The organism is Lactiplantibacillus paraxiangfangensis, from assembly GCF_036246185.1.
In the GTDB taxonomy this organism is placed as follows: Bacteria; Bacillota; Bacilli; order Lactobacillales; family Lactobacillaceae; genus Lactiplantibacillus; species Lactiplantibacillus paraxiangfangensis.
In genome coordinates this window covers 53,579-75,882 of record NZ_BTPW01000012.1, presented here as the reverse complement: position 1 = coordinate 75,882, position 22,304 = coordinate 53,579, and the positions used below count along the sequence as shown (strand labels likewise).

Annotated in this window: 26 protein-coding genes; 23 read left to right on the top strand and 3 right to left on the bottom strand. The window is 42.4% G+C overall.

What is annotated here, in order from left to right:
- The first annotated feature begins 9 nt into the window (after positions 1-9).
- The 23 genes from AAA939_RS08205 to AAA939_RS08095 all read left to right on the top strand — a co-directional run bounded on the left by AAA939_RS08205 (position 10) and on the right by AAA939_RS08095 (position 18,983).
- A complete protein-coding gene (locus AAA939_RS08205; RefSeq protein ID WP_338230788.1) occupies positions 10-423 on the top strand; it encodes a hypothetical protein in 414 nt (137 codons plus the stop codon).
- Positions 424-474: 51 nt separating this feature from the next.
- Positions 475-960, top strand: coding sequence for a hypothetical protein (locus AAA939_RS08200; RefSeq protein WP_338230787.1), 486 nt, complete (start codon positions 475-477; stop codon positions 958-960).
- On the top strand, positions 935-1,156 hold the full coding sequence (locus AAA939_RS08195) for a hypothetical protein (protein WP_338230786.1): 222 nt from the start codon (positions 935-937) through the stop codon (positions 1,154-1,156). Before AAA939_RS08200 ends, AAA939_RS08195 begins: the two co-directional genes overlap by 26 nt.
- Positions 1,149-6,605 (top strand): phage tail tip lysozyme, encoded by a 5,457-nt coding sequence (locus AAA939_RS08190; RefSeq protein ID WP_338230785.1) that lies wholly within the window; start codon positions 1,149-1,151, stop codon positions 6,603-6,605. The genes AAA939_RS08195 and AAA939_RS08190 overlap by 8 nt, the downstream gene beginning before the upstream one ends.
- A 55-nt stretch (positions 6,606-6,660) precedes the next feature.
- Positions 6,661-7,620, top strand: a complete 960-nt coding sequence (locus AAA939_RS08185; RefSeq protein ID WP_338230784.1) for a phage baseplate protein — start codon at positions 6,661-6,663, stop codon at positions 7,618-7,620.
- A 14-nt stretch (positions 7,621-7,634) separates the two neighbouring features.
- Positions 7,635-8,111 (top strand): phage baseplate plug family protein, encoded by a 477-nt coding sequence (locus tag AAA939_RS08180; protein WP_338230783.1) that lies wholly within the window; start codon positions 7,635-7,637, stop codon positions 8,109-8,111.
- Entirely contained in the window at positions 8,108-9,397 is a 1,290-nt protein-coding gene (locus tag AAA939_RS08175) for a hypothetical protein (RefSeq protein WP_338230782.1), read from the top strand. The genes AAA939_RS08180 and AAA939_RS08175 overlap by 4 nt, the downstream gene beginning before the upstream one ends.
- Positions 9,398-9,405: 8 nt before the next feature.
- Positions 9,406-9,795 carry a hypothetical protein gene (locus AAA939_RS08170; protein WP_338230781.1) on the top strand — a complete coding sequence of 130 codons (390 nt, stop codon included), beginning with the start codon at positions 9,406-9,408 and terminating at the stop codon, positions 9,793-9,795.
- On the top strand, positions 9,795-10,163 hold the full coding sequence (locus AAA939_RS08165) for a DUF2634 domain-containing protein (RefSeq protein WP_338230780.1): 369 nt from the start codon (positions 9,795-9,797) through the stop codon (positions 10,161-10,163). Before AAA939_RS08170 ends, AAA939_RS08165 begins: the two co-directional genes overlap by 1 nt.
- Positions 10,150-11,295, top strand: a complete 1,146-nt coding sequence (locus tag AAA939_RS08160) for a baseplate J/gp47 family protein (RefSeq protein WP_338230779.1) — start codon at positions 10,150-10,152, stop codon at positions 11,293-11,295. The genes AAA939_RS08165 and AAA939_RS08160 overlap by 14 nt, the downstream gene beginning before the upstream one ends.
- Entirely contained in the window at positions 11,288-11,911 is a 624-nt protein-coding gene (locus AAA939_RS08155; protein ID WP_338230778.1) for a hypothetical protein, read from the top strand. The genes AAA939_RS08160 and AAA939_RS08155 overlap by 8 nt, the downstream gene beginning before the upstream one ends.
- A gap of 14 nt (positions 11,912-11,925) precedes the next feature.
- Positions 11,926-12,888, top strand: a complete 963-nt coding sequence (locus AAA939_RS08150) for a hypothetical protein (protein ID WP_338230777.1) — start codon at positions 11,926-11,928, stop codon at positions 12,886-12,888.
- Positions 12,889-12,989: 101 nt separating this feature from the next.
- Positions 12,990-13,403: a hypothetical protein gene (locus tag AAA939_RS08145; RefSeq protein ID WP_338230776.1), complete on the top strand. Its 414-nt coding sequence runs from the start codon at positions 12,990-12,992 to the stop codon at positions 13,401-13,403.
- Between the two features lie 109 nt (positions 13,404-13,512).
- The gene (locus AAA939_RS08140) at positions 13,513-13,989 is read left to right on the top strand and encodes a hypothetical protein (RefSeq protein ID WP_338230774.1); all 477 of its coding nucleotides are present in this window, start codon (positions 13,513-13,515) and stop codon (positions 13,987-13,989) included.
- Between the two features lie 104 nt (positions 13,990-14,093).
- Positions 14,094-14,504 carry a hypothetical protein gene (locus AAA939_RS08135; protein ID WP_338230772.1) on the top strand — a complete coding sequence of 137 codons (411 nt, stop codon included), beginning with the start codon at positions 14,094-14,096 and terminating at the stop codon, positions 14,502-14,504.
- Between the two features lie 31 nt (positions 14,505-14,535).
- Positions 14,536-14,877, top strand: coding sequence for a hypothetical protein (locus AAA939_RS08130; RefSeq protein WP_338230771.1), 342 nt, complete (start codon positions 14,536-14,538; stop codon positions 14,875-14,877).
- On the top strand, positions 14,877-15,035 hold the full coding sequence (locus tag AAA939_RS08125; protein ID WP_338230770.1) for an XkdX family protein: 159 nt from the start codon (positions 14,877-14,879) through the stop codon (positions 15,033-15,035). Before AAA939_RS08130 ends, AAA939_RS08125 begins: the two co-directional genes overlap by 1 nt.
- A gap of 33 nt (positions 15,036-15,068) precedes the next feature.
- Positions 15,069-15,440: a hypothetical protein gene (locus tag AAA939_RS08120; protein ID WP_338230769.1), complete on the top strand. Its 372-nt coding sequence runs from the start codon at positions 15,069-15,071 to the stop codon at positions 15,438-15,440.
- A complete protein-coding gene (locus AAA939_RS08115; protein ID WP_338230768.1) occupies positions 15,437-15,688 on the top strand; it encodes a hypothetical protein in 252 nt (83 codons plus the stop codon). Before AAA939_RS08120 ends, AAA939_RS08115 begins: the two co-directional genes overlap by 4 nt.
- A complete protein-coding gene (locus tag AAA939_RS08110) occupies positions 15,654-15,911 on the top strand; it encodes a phage holin (RefSeq protein WP_338230767.1) in 258 nt (85 codons plus the stop codon). The genes AAA939_RS08115 and AAA939_RS08110 overlap by 35 nt, the downstream gene beginning before the upstream one ends.
- A complete protein-coding gene (locus AAA939_RS08105) occupies positions 15,895-17,049 on the top strand; it encodes a GH25 family lysozyme (protein ID WP_338230766.1) in 1,155 nt (384 codons plus the stop codon). Before AAA939_RS08110 ends, AAA939_RS08105 begins: the two co-directional genes overlap by 17 nt.
- A gap of 108 nt (positions 17,050-17,157) precedes the next feature.
- A complete protein-coding gene (locus AAA939_RS08100; RefSeq protein ID WP_338230765.1) occupies positions 17,158-17,838 on the top strand; it encodes a hypothetical protein in 681 nt (226 codons plus the stop codon).
- A 5-nt stretch (positions 17,839-17,843) separates the two neighbouring features.
- Positions 17,844-18,983: a helix-turn-helix domain-containing protein gene (locus AAA939_RS08095; RefSeq protein WP_338230764.1), complete on the top strand. Its 1,140-nt coding sequence runs from the start codon at positions 17,844-17,846 to the stop codon at positions 18,981-18,983.
- A gap of 46 nt (positions 18,984-19,029) precedes the next feature.
- Here the strand turns inward: AAA939_RS08095 and AAA939_RS08090 are convergent, their stop codons facing one another.
- The 3 genes from AAA939_RS08090 to AAA939_RS08080 form a co-directional block, all read right to left on the bottom strand.
- Entirely contained in the window at positions 19,030-19,326 is a 297-nt protein-coding gene (locus AAA939_RS08090) for a hypothetical protein (protein WP_338230763.1), read from the bottom strand.
- A 720-nt stretch (positions 19,327-20,046) separates the two neighbouring features.
- Positions 20,047-20,523: a MarR family winged helix-turn-helix transcriptional regulator gene (locus tag AAA939_RS08085; RefSeq protein ID WP_338210813.1), complete on the bottom strand. Its 477-nt coding sequence runs from the start codon at positions 20,521-20,523 to the stop codon at positions 20,047-20,049.
- A gap of 200 nt (positions 20,524-20,723) precedes the next feature.
- Positions 20,724-22,157 carry an amino acid permease gene (locus tag AAA939_RS08080; protein ID WP_338230762.1) on the bottom strand — a complete coding sequence of 478 codons (1,434 nt, stop codon included), beginning with the start codon at positions 22,155-22,157 and terminating at the stop codon, positions 20,724-20,726.
- Between the last annotated feature and the right edge of the window lie 147 nt (positions 22,158-22,304).

Here is a 22,304-nt window from a genome sequence, read left to right as displayed (position 1 = left end):
GAATTATACATGGCAGCAGGAGATTATACGGATCCTAAGTGGGACACCGCCGACGTCGTTATCTTAATAGATTCTAAGCAACCGGAGTTATATGCAACTGGTGATGTTTTCACCGCAACATACGATTCCGATAACGTTACGATTTCAGCAGATATCAAAGGACACGGGATTACCGTGATCAACCACAACGGTTCAGCCACTGTTACGGTTAACGTTTCTGCGTTGGATACGATTTGGCATGACTTCCTAGTTGATCACGATCCTGGCAAGGGTCACACTATCGATATCATGACACCGGTTGAACACCTACACACTAACTCAGCTCACTTGGTTAAAATGCCAGATATGAATTCTGGTAACGAAGCACCAACACGGGCACTTCAATTCAAGACACCAACACTTGTAGCTGAACCAGCAGCCTAACTGTTGGCTTTTATTTTGTCTAAATTTCAAAAATAGAGAGGATTTTTTAAAATGCCAAATGATGAAGATGTATTAGGAACCACAACTGAAGACACAGCAACTAGCGAAGCAGTTACAGCAGAATCAACTGCTGCGGAAGAACCAGCAGAAGCGACAACGCCCGCAGAGACTGTGCCTGAACAAAAATGGCAAGGGTCATTTGATGACGTTTCCGAAACACAACGCCGAATCACAGTAACTGAAAAGGATGGTCGAACTGTGACGGCACCTTTCAACTGGCCTGGTAAGCGGGTTGCTGAAAACTTAGAAGGTCTTCAATTTGAAATTGAACGGGGTGTCAACGGGCGGCAAGTTTCACGGATGACCCAAGGCGATTATCACGCTGCACTCATGGAATATTTCGGCCAAGCAATGATTGACAGTAAGCCAGCTGGCAAGGTCAATGATGAATTCTTTGAAAATGTTTCAAATAAGACTTACCAATACTTCATGGATCAGGCAGATTCCTTTCTTGACAAGGTGTCTAACGCCGATTAGCGACCGGGCCGTTAAGGCCTATTTGGATTCAGATGACATTAACGTCATCAAATGGATTAGCTACATGGCCGGAACTTTGAACCTAAACTCCGACGACGTTGCTAACCTAACGATTCCTGAGCTATCCGTGATGGTTTACTGCACTCGTAAGCGAATCAAGAACGAGCAGGAATCGAGGCGATCAATCTTTGGCTAAAGAAATGCGACGGGCTACTATCGGTTTCAGCGTAAAGGGCGACCTTAAATCGCTGGAAAGAGCCAATAAGCTACTCGATGAAATGCCTAAAAAAGCCACTAAAGTTACAGGCATGTTGGAAAAGGCCTTCAGTAATGAGGGCCTTAAAAATGTGGATAAACTTGGCAAGGCATACTCCGAATTAGCTGATAAGTCACAGGACGCTGTTGATAAAATCGTCAAGCAGAACAAACGCGCCTCGCAAAGTACTGAGGAAAATGTTAACAAGTCCGCTAAGACGGTTGACGCTTTCAGCAAAAAGCTTAGTGCGATAGATTCAATTAAATCAGTTGAAATAAAGACTAAGTATAATAATTCAGTTACGGCGCAGGCTCAACGTGCAGTTGATAAGCTGGGTCATACTTCGCCAGTCGTCAAGGTAAAAACTAATACTAAGCAGGAAACTCAGCGGGCAACTGAAGCAGTAGAGAAATTTAGCGGCAATGCAAAAAGGTATTTCCGTAACGCCGGAGAGTCCGCAGGACAATTCATGGGTTCAGGGCTGCAAAAAGCCAAGAACAAACTGCATGAGTTGGATCAGCAAGCCGGGTCTAGTGAGCACCTATTTAGTAAGATATTTAGTTCAACCTTGATTAGTAACGCCATTTTAAGCTCGTGGAGCGCATTAACCGGGAAAATCAAAGAAGCGGCCAAAGCCGGTCTTGACTATGAAAAAGGTCAGGACCAAATGTTAGCTACTTGGACCACGTTAGGCGGTTCTAAAAAGGTCGCCCGGCGGATGCGCAAGAGCATTAACAATTACTCAACCGAAACTGGTCAGGATACTGATCTGGTTAACGAGGAAGAGCAAGGATTCTATCACTTACACTCAAATGAAAAAGAATCCAACTCAATGACTCATGCCATGCTTAACATGACCGATGCCGTTGGCCTGAGTAAGGACCAAGCGAAGTCGGTCAGTCAGGATATGGTCCATACGTTGGCTGGCGGTGTCGTGCAGACCGGTGACTTAAACGTCATTGGCCAGTACTTCCCGATGTTTAACGAAGCTATGGAGAAATATCTAGCCAAAGTTAAGCATGTTAAAAGCATCAGCGGTAAAGACCTACGAGAAATGGCAAAGACGGGGAAAATTTCCGCTAGCGCCTATGAAAAGGTGTTTGAGCAGTTAGGTAATGTCAAGTACGGTGCAGCTGCTGAGCGTATGATGGGAACCTTCAACGGGATGGAACGGACAATCAAGTCCCGTGTCCCGGCTCTTATGGGTATGATGGAAAAACCATTCTTAACGCAAGAATCCGGGCTGTATCGTGGCATTTCTAAATGGGTGGCTGCTAAGAAAACCGAAAAGGAATTCGAAAAACTTGGCAAAGCTATTAACACAAGCGTTAATACTATTGCTAAGGCTTTTTCATCTACCTTCCATTTAGGATCGTCATCAAAAGTAATGGACCGCCTGATGTCCGGTTTGACTAAGGGCGTTGTTGACTTTGGTGGGTCAATCAAGCGTCACATGCCAGACATCAAAGTGTTCTTTGAAGCCATGAAGGCTACGAGTGGCGCATCGCTGAAGGTTATGGTTCAATCCCTAAAGGACCTACTGCCGATACTGAAAGTAGTAGGGGACTTCGTAAGTAAGCACCCTAAAGTATTCGGTACTTGGGCGGCCGGCATGATTCTAATGAGTGGTGCTACAAAAGTATTGCACGGTTCGTTAGTTGGATTGGTTGGTGCTGGTAAGATTCTAAAAGCACCATTAAGTGCTTTAAATGGATTAGGGCGAGCATTTCAGCGTATCAAGCTTGGCCCAAAAGCTAAGATTGATGAGAAGCCGTTTAACACGTCTGTTGGCAAGTTCTTTAAGTCGGCTGGTTCAAAAATTGGTACAGGTTGGTCGAAATTAAAGGGCGCCATGAGTTCCAAAGAAGTTGGCGGACTAGCTTACAAAGAAAAAGGCGGTTGGATTAATAATTTAACCAGCCGTCACGTTTCTAATATGTCTGCCGCCGGTAAAGTTGCTACTGGTGCGGTTGGTGTCGGGATTGCTGTTTCTAGTGGACTCGATATCTATAAAGGTATCAAAGCTAAAAATCCCAAAAAGAAATTTGAAGATTTTGGCTCTGGAATTGGTACTGCACTAGGTGGCGGGATTGGGTTCTTCTTTGGTGGCCCAGCGGGCGCTGCTATTGGTGCTTCAATCGGTAAATTCATTGGTAAGTGGGGTGGCAAAGGAGCCAAACAATTTACCGATGGATGGAACAAGAAGGGACGCGGTGCCAAAAAGCCGCCAAAGGGATTATTACCTAAAGCGGGCTACTATGCGCGTGAAGCTGGGGACGCCGTTACTGGCTGGTACAAGTCAGCTAAGAAAGGCTTTACCAAGTATGGTCCCAAGGTGGTTCATTTTATCACGCACCCGTTCTCTGACAGTACAAAGTGGTTCCTGACGGACACCAAAACTGGCAAAAGAATTTCTAAGTGGGCTACCGGCGTGATCAAAAAGGTCAAGTCAATCAAGATTCCTAATCCTTTTAAGAACTTCCACCCTATAAAATGGTTTGAATCTAAGCTCAAAAATTTCCACCCAATCAAATGGATCAAAGCTAAGCTTACTGATTTAGGTAAGATTAAGATTGCCAATCCGTTTGATAAATTCCATCCGATTAAGTGGTTTGAATCCAAAATTGCTGGTTTCCATCCAATCAAGGACTTTAAAAATCTAATTAGCGGATTTACTAAAATCAGTATTCCTAATCCTTTTAAGAACTTCCACCCTATTAAGTGGTTCAAGGATACCTTATCCGGATTCCACCCGGTCAAGATGATTAAGGACGCTTTTAGTGGTGGTTCAAAAGCTGTTAAAAAGGTAATCAGTGCTGTCGGCTTTGCAACTGGGACTAAGGGACGTTATCCCAATGGCCTACCACATGACATGATGGCTAAAGTCAACGATGGTGGGTCACGTGAATTAATTCTGCCACCGGAACAGCAACCGTTCATGTTTCGGAAGATGAACCAAATCGCGTTTTTGCGTAAAGGTACACACGTTTTAAACGGGCGCGATTCTAAACGTGCGACTGGTATGGCTCACCTTGCTAGTGGAACGGCACAGTTACCAAAAATCGGCGGTGTCGCGACTAAGGTTAAAACTGGCATTGATGGCACCAAAAAGAAATATGACAAAGAGTTGAATGGCTCTAAAAAGTCTATTTCTTCGTTCAAACGTTCAAGTAAGAGCGATTTTGCAAAGGTTAAGAGTGACACGACTAGCAAGATTGGCACCATGTCATCGAAAGTACAAAAGGCTTACAAGTCAATGTCCGGTGGTGTCAACGGTACCGCTAAAGACTTGTCATCAAGTCTAAGCCACAAGACCGGTTCGATGTCTTCAAATTTGACCCATAAGGTTAAAAATATGGGCTCCAATTTGGATGATATTACCGGCTCAATCAGTAAGCAGTGGCGTAAGACCTGGAGCAATATGGTGAATTATTTCGGTAACGTGATGACTAAGCTCAAACCATATGCTCATAAAGGCATGTCTGGGGCTGTTTCTGCCTTGAACGGCGGGATTAGTTCAATTGATAGCGCGCTGGGCCAATTCGGCGGTAATAAGTCAGTATTGAAGCCAATTCATTACGCAACTGGGTCAAACGGTCCAATTGGCAGTGATCAACTGGCCGTATTGAATGATGCTGTCAGTGGGCCACGGCAAGAATTAGTTCTCCGCAATAATCAGCTGTTGAAGCCAGAAGGTAATGACACGCTTACCCACTTGAAAAAGGGTGACCATGTTCTTAATGGTCATCAAGCAAAACGGTTCCTACCGCACTATGCAAAAGGAACTGGGCTATCTGACAATGCGCTGATTGATTTGGCTACCAAGAACTCCGGTAATCCTAAAGGCGCCTTCAAGTCCGGATTTGATAAACATATTGGTAAGGGCGGTTCGTCTGTCTTATCAAAAGGCATTTTGAAAACGGCAAAAGGCGCAGTTGATTCACTGGGGACAGCTTGGTCAAGCGCAATGTGGGGATTGATTAACAGCACCATACAGGGTGGCGGGACCGGCAACGGTTCACTTAAGCCTCACTTCGGTGGCAAATTTACAGAGTCTTCTGGCTACGGTCGCCGAACTAGTGACGTTTCCGATTTCCATAAAGGTATCGACTTTGCTGCCCCGATGGGGACACCTATTCCGGCACAGTATGCCGGGACGGTTGTCACCGCTGGCTCAGCTAGTGGGTTCGGTAACTGGGTTGTAATCAGACCAAATGGTCAGGATATCAACACTATTTACGGTCATATGCGTAGTTACTCGGTCCACGCTGGGCAACACGTCAAGGCTGGCCAAATCATTGCGCGGGTTGGTGCCGAAGGTGAAGCAACTGGACCGCATGTTCACTACGAACTGCGGAAAGGCTTAGGCTCCGGCGATTCACGTCCTAACCCTGACACCTATAAAGGCAAGGTTAAAAAGCTACCTAAAGGTGGTAAAGGGCTGAACGGGCTGGTAAAGCGGGAACTTGGTTCAAAGGCGCTTAACTGGATTGAGGATCATCTTCAGTCTGATGTTTCCAGCATTTCGATGTCAGGAGACGTAGCCGAACGTGCACGATCACTTGCTAAAGCTATCAAGCGGTTATATCCATCGGCTACTAATGCCGGGATTGCGGCGGTACTTGGTAACTGGTCCTTCGAATCTGGCTTGAATCCTAATGCGATTAACCCCGGCGGTGGCGCTTCTGGCTTGGGCCAATGGTTGGGCGGTCGTAAAACGGCCTTGATCAACTACGGTTCAAAGCACGGTAAGAGCTGGAAAAATGCTGGGACACAGTTAGCTTTTGCCCTAAATGGTGATGGCTCAGACAGTTCACTGCTTAAGAGCATTTTGCGTGGCAGTGGATCCGTTGCTTCTCTAGCTACTAGATTTTCTACTGGTTGGGAACGTGGCGGGTATACTTCGCAACACGTTGCGGGTGCACGTAAAATTGAAGCTGCTTTGCATAATGCGGGTGGTTGGTCTGTGCCTGGTAAACTAAACATTTTTGGTGAAAAGGACCAAGAGGTCGCAATTAATCCAAAAATGGCCAGCGCTGACGGCTTGATTGCTAGTGCGATTGATAAGCGTTCCAAGGTTAATGGATCCGGGATAGCGGGTCAGCTCAAGCGGGCTGCAGCTAACCAGGAATCAATAACCAAGCGTCAATCACTTTACAAGCAGGCTATCACAGGACTACGGAGTGTTGTCACTAGCACGCATCGTAGTTCTAATAGTGGCAACGGCAGTAAGATCGTGATCAGTCCAACGTTCAATTTCAACGGAAATACAGACGCTAAAACTGCCCATGATTTTGCTAACTACACGCTTGCACAGCTCAAAAAGCTCGTGCAACAAGAAATTCAGAGACATGAGCGTGCAACTTACGCTGTCACAAGCGAAGGCTAAAAAGAGAGCTTCGGCTCTTTTTTATACATAGAATTTTGATAACGGGGGTAGTTAAATGTCTGCTAAAAAGAAATATAAATCAGCCTACACCAAGGCCAAGGCTGCATTGACTAAGGCAAAGAAGCGACTAGCTAAAGAAAACAAGCAATTAAAGGCTATTCAAAAGCGAATGGCACACCATGCGACAACTAGCGATGCTCGCAAACTTGTCACTTTACAGAAATCAATCAAGGCTAATAAAAAGATTGAAAAGTCTAAGCAGAAGAAATACGACAAGGCTAAGTCCAATTTATCCAGGTATAAAAAGAAGATTGAACTGCCGGCAACGTATCGCAAGCAGATCATGAAGAAGATGCACAAAAGTGATTACTGGGGGCACCGGGCCTACATCATGCCGAAATATCCACACGCTAACACGTCGTATTGCTTTGTTTTTATCACTGATGAAAGCACCCCACATGAAACCACAATGAGCAGTAACGCGGTTGAAAAGGGGCGTTCTCTGAGTGCGAATGCACAAAAGCAGGCAACCACTGTATCGATAACTGGATATTTAGGTGGAGATGGTAATAAATCCAAAATGGCAGGGTTAAAAAAGCAGGCCAAGCGATTAGCGCGGTGGTCTGATAATAGCTCGGTTATGACTTGGCACGGTGACAATGTATACCCAGAAGTTGTCATTACGAATTTCACCCCTGACTTTAATCACGAACCCGGTACTGGCGGTACCAACATCATCGCAGTCAGCATGACGCTAACAATCGGCGACTTTGCCGATAGTAATCCTAAGAAGAAAAAGAAGAAAACTACCGATACCGGTAAAAAGTCAGTTAAAAAGGCATCATCAAAAAAGAAAGGCTCAAAGTCAGCCAAGAAGAAGCGGTACATTATCGCCAAACGTGGTTACTCATACTGGTACGTTTCTAAGAAAACCAAGGTTAGCTTGAGTAAAATTGAAAAGATGAACAAATATCCGGCACGTAAGATTCCTATTGGTGCAAAAATTTACTACTGATTTGAGGTGATGATATGGCAGAGAGCGATTCAATTGAATTTGATGTAGATCAGTTGCCACAAAAGTTTAATATGACGTTGGCTGGGGAGGACTTCACGTTCCGTGTGTATCGTAGTGAGTACAGTGATTACTTATATATTGACGTGTACGACGAGGATGAAGTTCCAATAGTTTTAGGCGAAAAAATGGAATATGGTGAGCCATTATTTGGAACGATTAATGATCCTAGATTACCAATTATTCCAATCATTCCACGCTCGGAGTCTGAAGGTGAATCGGTAGTAGATGGGAGCAACATTCAAAAAAGCGTGTTTCTATTTCTGCCAGCTGATGATCCAGATGAGGATGATGAAGCAGCCACAGAATTTACCGACGATTTAGACGATGAAGACGGAGATGATGATTCTGACGATTTGGATGATAACGACGAGTTTACTGATGACGATATGAATCTTTATGGGACCGATGAAACGGTAGGCGATGACTCATGAAGTTAGTTCATTTCGTACAGCATTTAGTTCTAACCGTCTCTAAAAATAAAAAGTATCACGTTCGGGCTTCCCAAAAGAAAGGGCATCGAATCATGCTCGAGCATACCAATACTTTCGCTTCTGAAGATACTACGGGAACTGTTGAAGTCACTATCCACAATCTTACGATGGCCCATATTAAGGAGTTTAAGGTTGGTAGAACCGTGACACTTGACGCTGGTTGGTATGACATCAGTGGCAACAATTACGACGTGCACCGCGTTATTTCAGCAAAGATATCCTTTGTTTCACCGTCACATTATACTGATGCGGATACGGCTGTTCAGTTCACAATTACTGTAAATCAGCAGTATGACAACATTAAGCCAATCAAGGTGCGTAAATCCAAACGTGTAAGAATCAAGGCATCACAGAAGAGCCTAGATAAGGCCATCAGTGCTTATAATTCGAAGATTAATAAGCAACGGAAGAAATGGATTGATGAGCACCCGCACGCTAAGCAGAAAGAAGTCACGGCCCAGAATAAGCATTGGACGAAGTTGAAGAAGAACTACGCAACTAATGCCCGGTCCAACTATAACAAAAAACGTAAGCAGCTTAACGACAAGAAACAGTACCAGGTTAAAACAGTTCATGAATATATGAGTTTTAAAAAAGGAACTCATGGTTCAACCATTATTAAGCGAATTGCAAAGCAGGCAGGTATCAAGCTGAAGGCAGTTCATCTTAACTATGACCGAGTATATTTGAACGGATACACAGCTAAATCAAAGCCAATGACGTGTATTAAACAAATTGCTAAAGACTGTGACACTGAAATTATTAATTCTTACGGTGATCTACGGATTGAAAAGCTGGATACTAAGCGCAAGCGAAACATCCACATTCAGCCGTCAACCGGATTAATATCCACAGAATATCAATCTGGCGACGATAATAAGAATTCACATCAATGGCAAGTAACGTTCCTTTACCGTAGTGTTGCGGTCGGGGACATTATTTATTTGAATTCAACTGCTCAAGGTGGCCCTAATGGTTGGGTCATTATCCTAAGCGGTAATAGCTCATATACAGGTAACGGAACGCCAACAACGCAGGTAACTGTTGAGCTGTACTCTACTTATCGGACTAAAGTCAAAAAGAAGGTTAACAAGAAAAAATTAGCCGACCGTAAGGCTAAAGCGAAGGCTGACGAGAAGTCTAAGAAGAAGGCTCAAGCTAAACGGAAAGCACGGCAGAAGGCCAAGTCTAAGACTAAAACTAAAGCCAAGTCTAAGAAGAAGTAGGTGATAACATGAGTGCTCAAAATAATGGGGCTGACGGTACTAACTATTTGGCTAAAATTATCAAAGAGACCATCGGAAACGCCTTAACAGGGGTGAATGTGTCATTTATTGCTGAAGTGGTCAAGGTTTCACCGCCAACTGTTAGTGTTCAGCCACTATCTTTAACGGTTGAATCTAATCAGAAGCAAGGAATTATTGAAAAAGCGTTAGTGCTTTGCCCTAGTGGTACAGGCAAAGTTAAATTAAAGCCTGATGATCACGTTGTTTGTGTTGTTCTGGATCATGATACGACGTACTACAACCGTAAAGAGTTCTTTAGACAAATGACGACAACACCGCATTTAGTTAATAACGCCGTAGTAATCGGGAAGGTTGCAAATAAGGAGGACTTTGAATAATGGCAACGGATTTTCTTTATGATGATTCTGGCGATATTGTCATTCAAGGCGGACAACCGGTCATAATTAGCGGTGTTGAGGAGTTGGCGCAGGCTCTGCGTTCACTGTTATCAACACCTAAAGGGAGCTTTTTAGACAATGAAGATATGGGCCTAGACATGACTTTTATCGTTGGTGGCTTTGATCAGGAACTTGGAATTGAGGCGGCTACCGAAGCCATTATGCAGGATAAGCGGGTTACTGAGATTCATGATATAACTTGCGAACCGGATTATGACACGGGAGTCGCTAATTTTACGATTTCATTATCTTCCACAGTCGGAGATATCAATTTTGGGAAGGAGGTGCCATTAAATGCCGCTGGGTGATAATGGTTGGGAAGACTTAGATCCAGATGATGCGCTTGAATCTGAACGGACTAAGCTAAAAATATATTTAGGTCAAGAAATTGATTTGTCAGACCATTCTCCATGGGGACAAATCGCACAATACGAAGCCGATAAGGATATCGAAGCCGACGAGCATGCGCATGATAGCTATGATGCCGCTTTCGCAGCTCTTAGTAATGGTGTGAGCCTTGATAGGGTGGGTTCTAACTTTGGTGTGCAACGCAATTTGTCGCAAAGCGCGGTGGCTACTTTACAAATTACGGGGACGCCGGGTTATGTGGTTGAAGCTGAAACTGAGTTTGATACTGATGACGGGACTGCGTTTATTAGTGGCCGAGATGTGCAACTTGATGAGTCAGGCAACGGTTCGGTTGATGTTTATTCCGAAGATGAAGCTGACTACGTCAATGTTGGTGCTAATCAAATTATTAATCAGGCTGAGCCGGTTGATGATGTATTTGAGGTCACTAACCCAGAACCGGCTACCGGCGGTGCTGATTTAGAAACAGATTACGATTACCGGCACCGTATTATTCCAAATGAGGCGTCCGCTGAGGGAACGACTAATGACGGGATTAAGGTCGGACTGATGAACGTCGATGGTGTGACGGATGTGCAAGTAATTGCCAATCGGGGCAACATCACTGATAGTTACGGCAACCCGCCGTATTCAATGCACGTTTATGTTATGGGTGGCCAACCTGATGCAATAGCTCAGAAGCTTGTTGATATTGCGGGCGGTGAAGTGTGGTTTGTTGGTAAATCATCGGGTACAGGAGTTGACGACAGCGGCCATAAGGTAACCGAATATTTTGATCAGCAACAAATGGTACAAGTTAAATTAGCAATCACAATTAAATCCAGCACGACTGTCGATGAGGACGCTCTCAGACAGTCCGTGTTGGATTATTTTGACACGCTCACAATGGGCCAGCCAGTTATCTTAAACCAGCTGTACGGCTATCTTTACCAGATTACTGGTGTTGATGATGTTACTTCAATTACTGCGGGAATTGCCGATACACTGACCGCTGACAATATCTTAATTGATACTTACCAGCAAGCTCAAACAACTGATGAATTGATTGGGGTGACGGTAACTAATGGCTGAAGATACTGACGAGCTTTTAGATGGGACGACATTCGATGAATACCACCGTGATCACGTCGCACAATTTACCGGTTTTCAAGCCAATTATAAAGGTACGACATTCGACAACTTAATTAAGTATCTGGATGATGCAGCCTTTACCAGACTTCAAAACACTGATGAAATTACCAAAGCTCGTGAAATTTCTTATGCACACGGACTTGAATTAGATGACATTGGCGACGATTTAGGAATTGAGCGTAACGGTGTCGATGATGAGTTATATCGCTTCTTACTGCTTAGTCGCATGATGTCGCGTGATTCGAAAGGAACAATTAACGAATTGATTGGGATTGCTGCTAACTTACTTGGCTGCGATAAATCAGATGTCTGGATGGCTCGCAACCGGCATTTAGATGCCAATGGCGATTTGGTTGGCGACCCTAATACGATTGACGTTAAAGACATTCCATATGACAAAGTAAAGAATATGTTTTTGATTGACCGGCTAACTACTGAATTAGAGCGGGCGACGGTGGGCGCCACAAAGATTAACTTTGTGAACCTATCTGTCCCGCTTAGTGAAGGTTTATTTATCGGTATGGCACCATCGTTTACGGTTCAAGTTGATTTATAAAGGAGGTATAGCAATTGGATTATAGTCAAAAATCATTGACTAAAGATGGCCTAATGATGCTGTCTGGAAGTGATGCAGATTCAACATCAATAGTCATTGATAAGATGATTGTTTCACAGCAGAGTATTGATAAGAGCATTGATTTGAAGTATCTGACACTATCTGATTTTACTAATCCTATTGAGTTTAATATAAATTCAGTTCAGAAAAATGATGATTCATTTCAAGTTAAAGCGGCGGTTTCTAATAATGCAACCGGCAATATTTTAACAAGTGATTACAAGGTTGCGCTCATTGGGGTAGTTGCACATACAAGTACGGATTCTACGGATAAATTACTGGGCGTAGTTGTCGGAGTTGATCCGTTTATCTTACCTGCTTACAACAACGTGCCAGTTAGCTACATTGCAGGGGTAACCTTTGGGTATTCCAATGCTACTAACATTACGATTCAAATAAAGAACGATGTATATGCTTTAAGCACGGACGTTCAGGCCTTAGATAAGGCGACTGTAAAGGATAATCACGACGGCACTATCACGGCAAACGGAACGACGTTCACTCCTGCTGATGATACTAAAGTAATGCACCCGGCTGATCTCGCAATGAACACACTTAACGAGGCCAGCTTTTCAGTAGACACCAATAGTTTGGGATTCTATGACTATCCGCGATTCATTGCTCGTGCCTATTATAATGGTGCTGGAATCGCACAATCAGGAGATGGTTATGCTGGTGTGCCAGAAATGTTTCATCTGCAAATGTTTGCAGACTTAAAAGATAATGGGGCCGTTATGATTCCAAAATTTTGGACCTTACAGCTTAAAAGTGTGATGCCAGATTTCGATACGTCAAACTTCACAATCAACCGATCAACGGATGGGCATTGGCTATATCTGGTTTCAAACACGCCAGAAGTCGGTGCTCCAACTATTGGTATTCAATGCTTAAACGCAACTTTTAAGGAGGTAGCATAATGTTAAAAATTAAAACAACATTAGAAAACGTCGGGGGGGGGCTAGAAACTCAGTAGTACCAGCGTTTCTAACCCTTTTATTAGAGTTGGGCGGTGGACAAAATGGCTAAAGTATATCAACCGATTGTTGAAGGCCAGTCTAATTGGGTTGAGCCACTGAATACAATGCTAGAAGCTTTGGCTAAGTCAACCGATGACAGTGGATGGATTGACTTACCATTGATTAATGGTTTTTTACCAGTAGATCGTATTGGAAAGACTCAAGTTAGAAAGATTGGAAAAACCGTTACGCTACAATTGTCGTTATCGCATTTAACTCCAGCAACTAGCTGTTTAAAATTACCAACGGGGTTTGTACCAAATCGAACAATACCAACATTTGTCAGAGGACTTGCTGGTGCAGCATACAACCTATCTATTAATTCAGACGGCTCGGTACTGTTTGAAAGTAAGGTAGATGGTAATTATGCCGATAGTGATTATGTTGGGGACATACTGATGTGGGTAGTTGATTGAAGAAAGGAATTAATCAAAATGAAAAACATATTAAAATTTTACGGGGGGCGGAATGCTGACTTAACAGCATTTCTAACCTCTTTATTATTTAAAAAGGTAGGTGTTTTATATGGATAGCCTACCTATTTTAGTGCCGGGAGAAGCCGGTTGGGATAAGATTTGGAATGACAATGCTGCCAAGATTGTTGCTGCAATCAATGGCGCAACTGAGGACAGTGGTTGGATTACAAACGGAATCACTCTAATCAACGGATTTACTGAGTTTGGTGGTTCAGCCTATGATACACTTCAATATCGCTATGTTAGCTTGGGTGGAGCCAAAAAGGCTGTATTAGTTAACGGTGGACTAAAGGTTCCGGATAACCTTCAAGCCGATAATTGGATGGATTTTTGCACGGTGCCGGATGATTTAAATCAGTTTATCTTGGATAACCCTGCGGTTAAGCAAGGATTTTCTGGATTTGTAAGTGGCGGATCAGTAGTAGCAATGTCGTTTAATCTAAACACTAAAAAAATTGCAGTTCGTTCAAAGGAAACAATAGCAGAAGGAGACCGGCTTCAGGTCAACTACATTGGAATAGCCTAAGGCCGTTCATAGTTGGGCGGCCTTTTGTTATGGAGGGAGCTCAATTATGAATTGTATAAATATATTAGACAGCTTTATGTATCAGATGATTGGTGGTGTTCGTCGTGGCTAACATTGTAAAAATTGATCATGGAATGTCTAACTGGGATGGACCACTTAATCAAATGCTAACAGAATTAGGGAGTTCAGTCGCTGATTCCGGATGGATTGATATTGAATTTCTTAATGGCTTTGAAAATATTAATCAAATTGGAACGACTAGCATTAGAAAAATTGGAAATTTAGTCATGCTTCGATTGTGGGCCTCAAAACTAACGCAGAATACCCCTCTAGGGAAGTTTCCGTCTAATTTTGCGCCAAAGATAGAGATTAGAACTGCAATGCGAGGAACAGCGGGACGTATATTCTCAATGAATATAAGCACAAGCGGAGTGATTAGCTTTGAAAATCCACTCGATAATGACTTTCATTCCGAGGATTATGTTGGCGATGTGATTATGTGGATGATTGGCTAAATTGATATAGTTACAGAAAGGAATGTGTAAGATGGCCACAGTACTATATTACTGGGATAAAGAAACAAAAGAGCTCGATCATAGTGAGCTCTATATGAATGAGAGCGATGTGCCTAAGCCGTTGCCGGATAATGCGACGACGGTTGCTCCGGAAAATGGGCTTTATGAACCAATTCATATTAGCGATGATAAAACAAAATGGCTGGGTACATCTAAGGAAGAGTGGCTAGCAGCACATCCAGTGCCTACACCAGAGCCAACCGCAGAACAGAAGATGATTATGCAGCAAGCAACTGGCATCGCACAACTGCAGCAATTGGCAATGTCACAAGCTAGCCAGATAGCGATTTTGAGCAAGGGAGATTCTAAATAATGACAATTTATGAGCAATGTAAGCTTTTTAAGTCTTGGGGTCAAAGTGACCCGAATTACTACAAAGTCTTTGTTGGTGCCGGTTTGACAATTGAGCAGTACAAAGAGATTACCGGTCAAGACTACGCTACACCTACGCCTGCCGCTACTGCTGAATAATGGCAGTAAGTTCAAAGGTGGGGAGGTGAGAACATGTTTAAACAGGCAAAGGAAAACTTGAATCACTTGGTACTAGGTGCCGCACTCAGTGGTATTGGGGTATATCTGATAGGACAAAAAAATTATTTTACGTGGCCACCCATTATGGCTCCTGTCGAAAATGATGACACCTTTGGGGTGTTTTTTATTTTGGTTGGAATTGCAATGATCTGGTGGGCGTTAGATGCTAACAAGTCGGCTCGCGCTAATCACATTATTTTGATTTGTGCTAGCACGCTGATGGCAGTTCTGACGTTTTTACAATTTTTCCATTGGTACTTGTTTGGAATCCCGCAACCATGGATTTCAAATATAGCAATTACGGGGGTACTCATGTTACTTGCTGAGAGGAGTGATAGCAAATGACGGCAAGCTTTTGGACGACGCTGCCCGGTATTATCACCGCATTAGGAAGTGCCGCCATTGCTATTGGCACTTTTCTTCTTAGTAAAAAGAAGTCTAACCACGAAGCGTATGAGCAGCTTTATAGTCAGATGAAGGAAGAACGTGATGAGTACTACCAGAAGTGGCAATCAGAAGTAAGAAAAAATATCAAACTTGAAAAGGAGAAAAGCCGAAATGAACAAGATTCGAGCTTTCATCGAAAAGATTAACATTCCAGCAGCCGCTAAGTTCGCCGGTTATTTACTGGTTTGGATTAATCAAATTCTAGTATCAACTGGCCACCCAGTATTGCCAATCACTAGCGATGAATTGAACCAAGAGGTTAGCTTATGGTTAACGATTATGACTAACTTAGTGGCCTATTTTGATAATAATCCAATCTTAAAGAAAAACTTGCGCGGAGGTGAAACCAAGCATGCAGTTCAAAAATAAATTAGTTTTATCGGGAGTCGCAGCTATTGCGGCTTTTTCTTTTGCCCTGAATGCCGATGCGGCCCGCATGGATATGGTGGATGTATCTAATCACAACGGGTACATGAGCACGGCAGAGTACAATTCGATGCGGACTGAATTCGGTGTGAAAGCCGTCACGGTCAAGATTAGTGAAGGGACAACCTACAAAGACCCGTACGCGACTAGTAACATCGTAAACGTACAGTCGGCTAAGTTGTACGTGAATGGGTATCACTTTGCGCACTACACCACTAAGGCGCAAGCTATTGCTGAAGGTAACTTTGCCGGACGCATGGCGAAGGCTAGCGGGCTACCTGTGGGTGCCGTTTTAGCTGCTGATGTTGAAGCAGAACAAGGAAGCGTATCGAAGGCGACCAACAATGCTAACAATAAAGCTTTCATGAAGCAGATTGAAAAGTACGGTTACCGCCCGGACGTGTACACCATGGGTAGTTGGGTTGGCACCAAAATGGACCTAAAGAAGGGAACCGGCTGGCCCGCGTCCTACCCATATGATGCTAGTGGCAAGACCTGGTACTCGTGGTCACATGCTTGGCAGTTCAGTAGCACCGCACATTTCCGCATTTCAAGCGGTAACTTCGATGTAAGTCAGCTTTACGGCACTTACTACACTGCTGGTCAGAAATCGGCGGTTAAGCCAACTGACAAGAAGGCGGTAAAAGCCAATAGCAAGAAAACCAGCAAGCAGCCTGCTGTTAAGTCGAACGACTCAGCCAAGTGTATCAAGGAAAAAAAGACCTACACGCTGAAGACGACGGTCAACCTCCGCACTGGTGCGTCAACCAGTTCAAAAGTAATTGCGCCGTTACGAGCCGGCGCCACTGTCAAAACGGACCTTGCAATTATTAGGGGTGGATATCGTTGGGTACGCCAACCACGATCACACGGTTACGGCTATCTGGTAACTGGCCCGGCAAGTAATTCGCTAGCCTACGTGAAAAGTGGTGCTTCTCACGTGTACTACAAGGTCAAGTACGGCGATTCGTGGTGGGTAATCGCTCAACGAAGTGGTTTAAATGCGTACACATTAGCGGTCAAAAATGGGAAGTCAATCTACAGTACGATTTATCCCGGTGAAAAGTTAATTATCAAATAACAAAAATCCCGCACTAGCCATGATGGCCGGTGCGGGATTTTTTGTCAGGTTTACAAAAAACATGTAAAGATGTAAAATTGGAAAAAAGACGTAAGGTGGTTGATTTCAATGAAAAAAGTCCCGTATTTTTCTGAATCAAATAAATCAGCGCAACAATTAGTCCAGACTTTGTTCACACCAACTCAGCAACGTTTGGTTGTTGGAATTATAGCGGCAGGATATCAGGCTGAAAAGCATTTTGTGAATGTTAACGCACCAGAATGGCTTCGAATGGACCGAGCTCAAAAGCTATATCCTGAGTTGAAGAATATGGCTGTTGAATTTTCGCTGAGACGTGCATGTGATCAAAAGATTATTCCATTTTCATATAAAATTGAAACTATTGAAAAAAATAAAAACAAATTTTTGAAGCTTATTGACAACGAGAAACAAGTTGTCTTAACTATAAATCAAACACCGTCTGATAAGCGTGCTAGTCGACATGCAAAGTTTAGAGCTGATTTATTTGATCAATGTGATAATCGATTTGTATTGTTTGATGATGAAGCAAGGAGTCAAGATTCAGTTTATCTGGAATTGAACCATGGCTATCAGTCAGATCAACCATCATTTACAATACTAGGTAAACCAGACAATACGGGTTTATGGGAAGCTAGACTAAATTTGCAGAATAACTTGCAGGTTCTTTCAAGTAATGAAGAAAGAGATATAAAGACGACAGCAAAAGAAATTGCATCGTTTAGTATGGATGAATTTCGGCAATACCAAGAATTTAAAACTGAAGGATGAGGACTATGCCAGCGATAGAATCAGGCAGATTTTCGAGCGAAAAGCTAAAATTTTTTCGTGATTTAAAAGGTGAAAGTTTAAAGCAAGTGTCTGATGATGTCGGATATAGCGTGACGACACTTTCAAAATGGGAAAAAGGACGATCTATACCTGACTTTTCGGGCATAATGGGCCTGGCAAAGCATTTTAATGTTGATCATCATTTTTTCTTGTCAAGGATAGATATACCTGAATTTGATGGTCCTGTTTTTTTTAGAAAAGCAGCAGTTTTACCAAAGCGAAAGATAACGCAAGCTAAATCAAAAGAGAAAGGATTTGCAATAGTTGATGGATTATTGACCGAAATACTTAATCTACCAACATATTCAGAACCTAATTACGCAAATAAGTCTAAAAATTTTGAGGTTCTATCTTATGAAACAATAGATAGAATTGCGGACAATGTAAGATCACAATTCAATTTGGGCGATGGACCCATTGCAAATATGACATTGATAGTTGAGAGAATGGGAATAAGAGTTAAATTTTCTGATCTTGAGAGTGAAAAGATAGATGCCGTTACAGGAAATATAATGTCACGACCATATATTTTATTGAATTCTAGACGACTTTCGAGTGTTAGATTAAGATTCAATTTAGCACATGAATTAGGACATATACTTTTACATGCACATTATCCTAGCAATATTATTAATAGTAGCTCTAATTTAAAAACAATTGAGAGCGAAGCTAATCATTTTGCTGGGGCATTACTAATGCCAGATTATGGGATTTCACTAGACATGATTAGAACAAATATGAGCTATATGATTGAGTTAAAAAAACATTGGAAGGTAGCCATTCAAGCGTTAGTTTATCGTGGAAATGAGATGGGATTAATAAGCGATTCTCAAGCGCTTTTTTTACGACAGACTATTTATAGAAATAAGTGGAGAATTAATGAGCCACTTGATGATGAAATTCCGATAGAAAAGCCGTCGTATATTCAAAGTGCGATTAAATTTTCAAATGATAATTCCAGTTATGGCTTGAAAGAGATTTCAAGGGCCGCTGGTTTGTCAATTGCTGAAGTCAACTACTGGTTAATCAACGAGAAAATGCCTTCATTAGAAGATAAGCAAGAACCCAACTTACGTTTATTGTAATGCAAAAACCGCGTACCAGTCATCTCGACCGGTAGGCGGCTTTTTGTTATTCTTTGTCTAGTAGTTGTTCTTGATATTGGTGGGCTGTACGTAATCCGATACCATACAGTTCTTCAAGAAATTCTGGATTAGAACAATGAGTCTCTAGCTCAACAGCTTCAAAGAAGGATTCTCGATGGTCCGTGATAAGTGTTTGAAAAAATCGACGTGCGTCGTGTTCAGTAGGAAAAACAGTAGATTCATTCGAGTAGCCTACGATCTTTTGCCGTACAGTACAGTAGTGTCTTGAAATAGTTGTCGGGCCGAATTCCCATAATTCAGTGTGCTCAGAAACAATGTGCATTTGACCATCTCCTTTGTACTTACTAAATACGCAGTCAGGAGATGATTCCCGTTTTTACCTCTTAATTTTTTAAACAGCAGCAGATTCTAGTGCGTGTTGGATCATAAACTTATTGATTATAAACTGTTTTCTGTTATTGTAATGACCGTACAGTGCAAGACGTGAATCAGACTGCAATTCGTAGAAGAATGTTAAAGCGTGCTTCACCAAAATACAATTAATTGGTTGCCGTGTTGTTTCGTTAAAAACACGGACGTATAACATAAGTGGATTCAACTTTAATATTTTGACTTCATTATCAAATAAAACATTCATGGATTCATACTTCATGATAATCACCTCAATATGAGTATACCGAACGTATGTTCTATAAATCAAGTGCTATTTTGATTTTTTGGAGCATGTTTTCAGAAAACAAAAACCTCACTTTTTTAGATTACGTACACGAGAGGTACACGAGCCAAAAACCAAAGTCTTTAAAACGTTGATTTAACGGCGTTTGTTACTACTCGTTCAAATCTGCTAAACGGCTTCAGGACGATTTCAATAGTTTGTCGAATCCCATACAAATGTTGCTGTGACGACGTTTGTATGGGATTTGTTTTTATTTAAAAAGCAGTAAATTGGTCTCATTTTCTTAATTAGGTACACGAGTGGTACACCAGGATGACTACCGGGCTTATTCAGAATAATAAAAAAACACCGTTGCAAAAGACGGTGTTAGTGGTCCTTAGGGGCCGGTGATGACTTGGTGTACGTTGGTGCGATAATCTGCTGGGTAAAGTCATTCAATAGACTTAATAGGTTGTTGATGCGACGTTTACCAAGCTGCTGGGTCCATTCACCAAAGGTCTGTTGGATGGTCGTAATCAGTGCTTGATCAACTTCTTGGCCACGTTTGGTCAGCAATAAGCTCTTTTGACGCCGATCATTAGGATTTGAAACCTGATAAACGTAATCATACTTTAGGAGTATGCTGATCTGACGAGAAATGGCACTACGCGACACGTGGTGACTATTTGCAATATCCATCAACAACAGTGGTTCGTGGCTAGTCTGAATTTCATGCATAATTAAAAAAGTATCAAACGTAAGGTGATAAGTATTAAGTGGCGCAGTAATCCGGTCATTGAGATAACGTAAGACTGCAGCGTAGTCATTGAGAAAATCGTCAAATACGGGTGTGGTGGATGCCATAATTTAGCCTCCTTCGCTAAGCTTGTCTGAACAATATCAACATACAGTAATTGTTGATAATTGATTTTCATATAAGATAGTAACGCAAAATTTATTTAAAGTGTTAAATAGTGGGCTGTAAAATTATAAAACGATAATAAAAAATGGTACTTGCATCATCCTCAGATGACGTAAGTACCATTTTTTTATCATTGAATAGACTAGGCTTTGGCATTACCGCGCCGAGCAATCATTGGCAGAATCATCCCTAAAGCAACGAAGACGATTGGCGTAATGATGTTTAACGCTAATTGGAACCACCAGCCACTTGGGTTAGCAGCTAAGGATGTCTTTGGAACCATCCCTAAGATACATGCAAAGGCGGTGAATAAGAAGCACCAGGCCCCAACAAGTTTACCAGCCATCGGGTTCTTCAAGAACTTGTACTCGCTCTTGAATTCTTTCAAATGTTTGTTTAACAAGATGTAAGCTAAGAATACCCAGAGGTAACGCATTGGCATAACAACTGAGTTTAAGTTTAGCAACCAGTTGAATAATTCGTTCATGTTACCAATTCCTAAAGCAGGAATGATAATTAAGATGCTGACTAAGATTCCAGTCATAATATAACCGTTAACCGGCACGTCTTTTTTGTTCATCTTGCTGAGTTTCTTTGGAATAAATTCTGGATCGGCATCACCAAGCAAAATCTTCAATGGTGCATCGATTGAGAAGGCTAACGCAGAAACTTGTGCAAGCACGTTGGCAATCGCGTATAGAATCAGGAATAAGTTCCCAACGTGGTAGAAAGCACCTAGGCGTTGGAAAGCGTAGTAGGCACCGTTGGCCATTAAATCAGCTGGGATATGCTTTGCGTTGAAGAGAATCCCCATCGCAAAGGAACCAAGTAGGGCACAGACAGCGACCATTCCGGCTAAAACTAACATTCCCAGTGGAAATTCGCGGCCAGGATTCTTCGTTTTATTAACGTACGGTGAAATCTTTTCCGAACCCCCAACCGCAAAGACTAACATTGAAACGGTTGTGAAGTAAGCAAAGTCGAACTTAGGAATATACGATTTGATGGAAAGCATATTAGGTGTTTGAACCGATGCCTTGGTCATCAATGGTGCGGAAACGGCTAAGATAATGAATAGAATCGACATAATGAACATCCCGGTTCCAGCAACACTACCGATCCGTTTTAACGTTGTTAAGCCTAAGGAAGCAATCCATAGGAAGAATAAAAATAGCACTAAACAAATGGCTTGAACAACGATCGCGGGGGTGGTGTTGATGAAATTCCCGTTTCCCTTAAATAACCAACTGAAGGCAATTAGAATCCCTTGGGGTTTTTGCGCTAAATATGGCACGTGGACGATCCAATACGTCCAAGCGGCGTAGTAGGCTAGTCGCTTCGTACTAGTAGCGCGAATCCAAGAGGAAACGCCCCCTTCAGCGTCCTTAAATGTTGAACCTAATTGACCAACAATCAAGGTGTAAGGGACAAAGTAGATAATCATGATCAAGATCCAAGATGTAACCACTGACAGGCCTTGTAACGCAAAGTTGTTAACAACGTTACCCAAACCCCAGACGGCTACGAACGCAATTAATGCGATGTTGGACCATCGTAACTGCTTTTCTGTTTTCATAAGCTAACCTCTTTTTTTTAGTCTGAATATGCCTAATTGTAAAACGAAAATGGAAGCGTTGACAACTTTATTTTTTCAATATTAAAAGCGCTTTAAATTTTGGTATAAAAAATGAATATTAGATGTTAAAATAGCGAAAGTTTGATA

What these genes read in the sequence shown, in the direction of transcription:
- AAA939_RS08120 (WP_338230769.1), top strand. Translation starts at nt 15,069, where the DNA reads ATGTTTAAACAGGCAAAGGAAAACTTGAATCACTTGGTACTAGGTGCC.
- AAA939_RS08145 (WP_338230776.1), top strand. Translation starts at nt 12,990, where the DNA reads ATGGCTAAAGTATATCAACCGATTGTTGAAGGCCAGTCTAATTGGGTT.
- AAA939_RS08175 (WP_338230782.1), top strand. Translation starts at nt 8,108, where the DNA reads ATGAAGTTAGTTCATTTCGTACAGCATTTAGTTCTAACCGTCTCTAAA.
- AAA939_RS08185 (WP_338230784.1), top strand. Translation starts at nt 6,661, where the DNA reads ATGTCTGCTAAAAAGAAATATAAATCAGCCTACACCAAGGCCAAGGCT.
- AAA939_RS08165 (WP_338230780.1), top strand. Translation starts at nt 9,795, where the DNA reads ATGGCAACGGATTTTCTTTATGATGATTCTGGCGATATTGTCATTCAA.
- AAA939_RS08090 (WP_338230763.1), bottom strand. Translation starts at nt 19,326, where the DNA reads ATGCACATTGTTTCTGAGCACACTGAATTATGGGAATTCGGCCCGACA.
- AAA939_RS08130 (WP_338230771.1), top strand. Translation starts at nt 14,536, where the DNA reads ATGGCCACAGTACTATATTACTGGGATAAAGAAACAAAAGAGCTCGAT.
- AAA939_RS08085 (WP_338210813.1), bottom strand. Translation starts at nt 20,523, where the DNA reads ATGGCATCCACCACACCCGTATTTGACGATTTTCTCAATGACTACGCT.
- AAA939_RS08160 (WP_338230779.1), top strand. Translation starts at nt 10,150, where the DNA reads ATGCCGCTGGGTGATAATGGTTGGGAAGACTTAGATCCAGATGATGCG.
- AAA939_RS08180 (WP_338230783.1), top strand. Translation starts at nt 7,635, where the DNA reads ATGGCAGAGAGCGATTCAATTGAATTTGATGTAGATCAGTTGCCACAA.
- AAA939_RS08125 (WP_338230770.1), top strand. Translation starts at nt 14,877, where the DNA reads ATGACAATTTATGAGCAATGTAAGCTTTTTAAGTCTTGGGGTCAAAGT.
- AAA939_RS08080 (WP_338230762.1), bottom strand. Translation starts at nt 22,157, where the DNA reads ATGAAAACAGAAAAGCAGTTACGATGGTCCAACATCGCATTAATTGCG.
- AAA939_RS08155 (WP_338230778.1), top strand. Translation starts at nt 11,288, where the DNA reads ATGGCTGAAGATACTGACGAGCTTTTAGATGGGACGACATTCGATGAA.
- AAA939_RS08140 (WP_338230774.1), top strand. Translation starts at nt 13,513, where the DNA reads ATGGATAGCCTACCTATTTTAGTGCCGGGAGAAGCCGGTTGGGATAAG.
- AAA939_RS08170 (WP_338230781.1), top strand. Translation starts at nt 9,406, where the DNA reads ATGAGTGCTCAAAATAATGGGGCTGACGGTACTAACTATTTGGCTAAA.
- AAA939_RS08115 (WP_338230768.1), top strand. Translation starts at nt 15,437, where the DNA reads ATGACGGCAAGCTTTTGGACGACGCTGCCCGGTATTATCACCGCATTA.
- AAA939_RS08105 (WP_338230766.1), top strand. Translation starts at nt 15,895, where the DNA reads ATGCAGTTCAAAAATAAATTAGTTTTATCGGGAGTCGCAGCTATTGCG.
- AAA939_RS08110 (WP_338230767.1), top strand. Translation starts at nt 15,654, where the DNA reads ATGAACAAGATTCGAGCTTTCATCGAAAAGATTAACATTCCAGCAGCC.
- AAA939_RS08200 (WP_338230787.1), top strand. Translation starts at nt 475, where the DNA reads ATGCCAAATGATGAAGATGTATTAGGAACCACAACTGAAGACACAGCA.
- AAA939_RS08100 (WP_338230765.1), top strand. Translation starts at nt 17,158, where the DNA reads ATGAAAAAAGTCCCGTATTTTTCTGAATCAAATAAATCAGCGCAACAA.
- AAA939_RS08205 (WP_338230788.1), top strand. Translation starts at nt 10, where the DNA reads ATGGCAGCAGGAGATTATACGGATCCTAAGTGGGACACCGCCGACGTC.
- AAA939_RS08095 (WP_338230764.1), top strand. Translation starts at nt 17,844, where the DNA reads ATGCCAGCGATAGAATCAGGCAGATTTTCGAGCGAAAAGCTAAAATTT.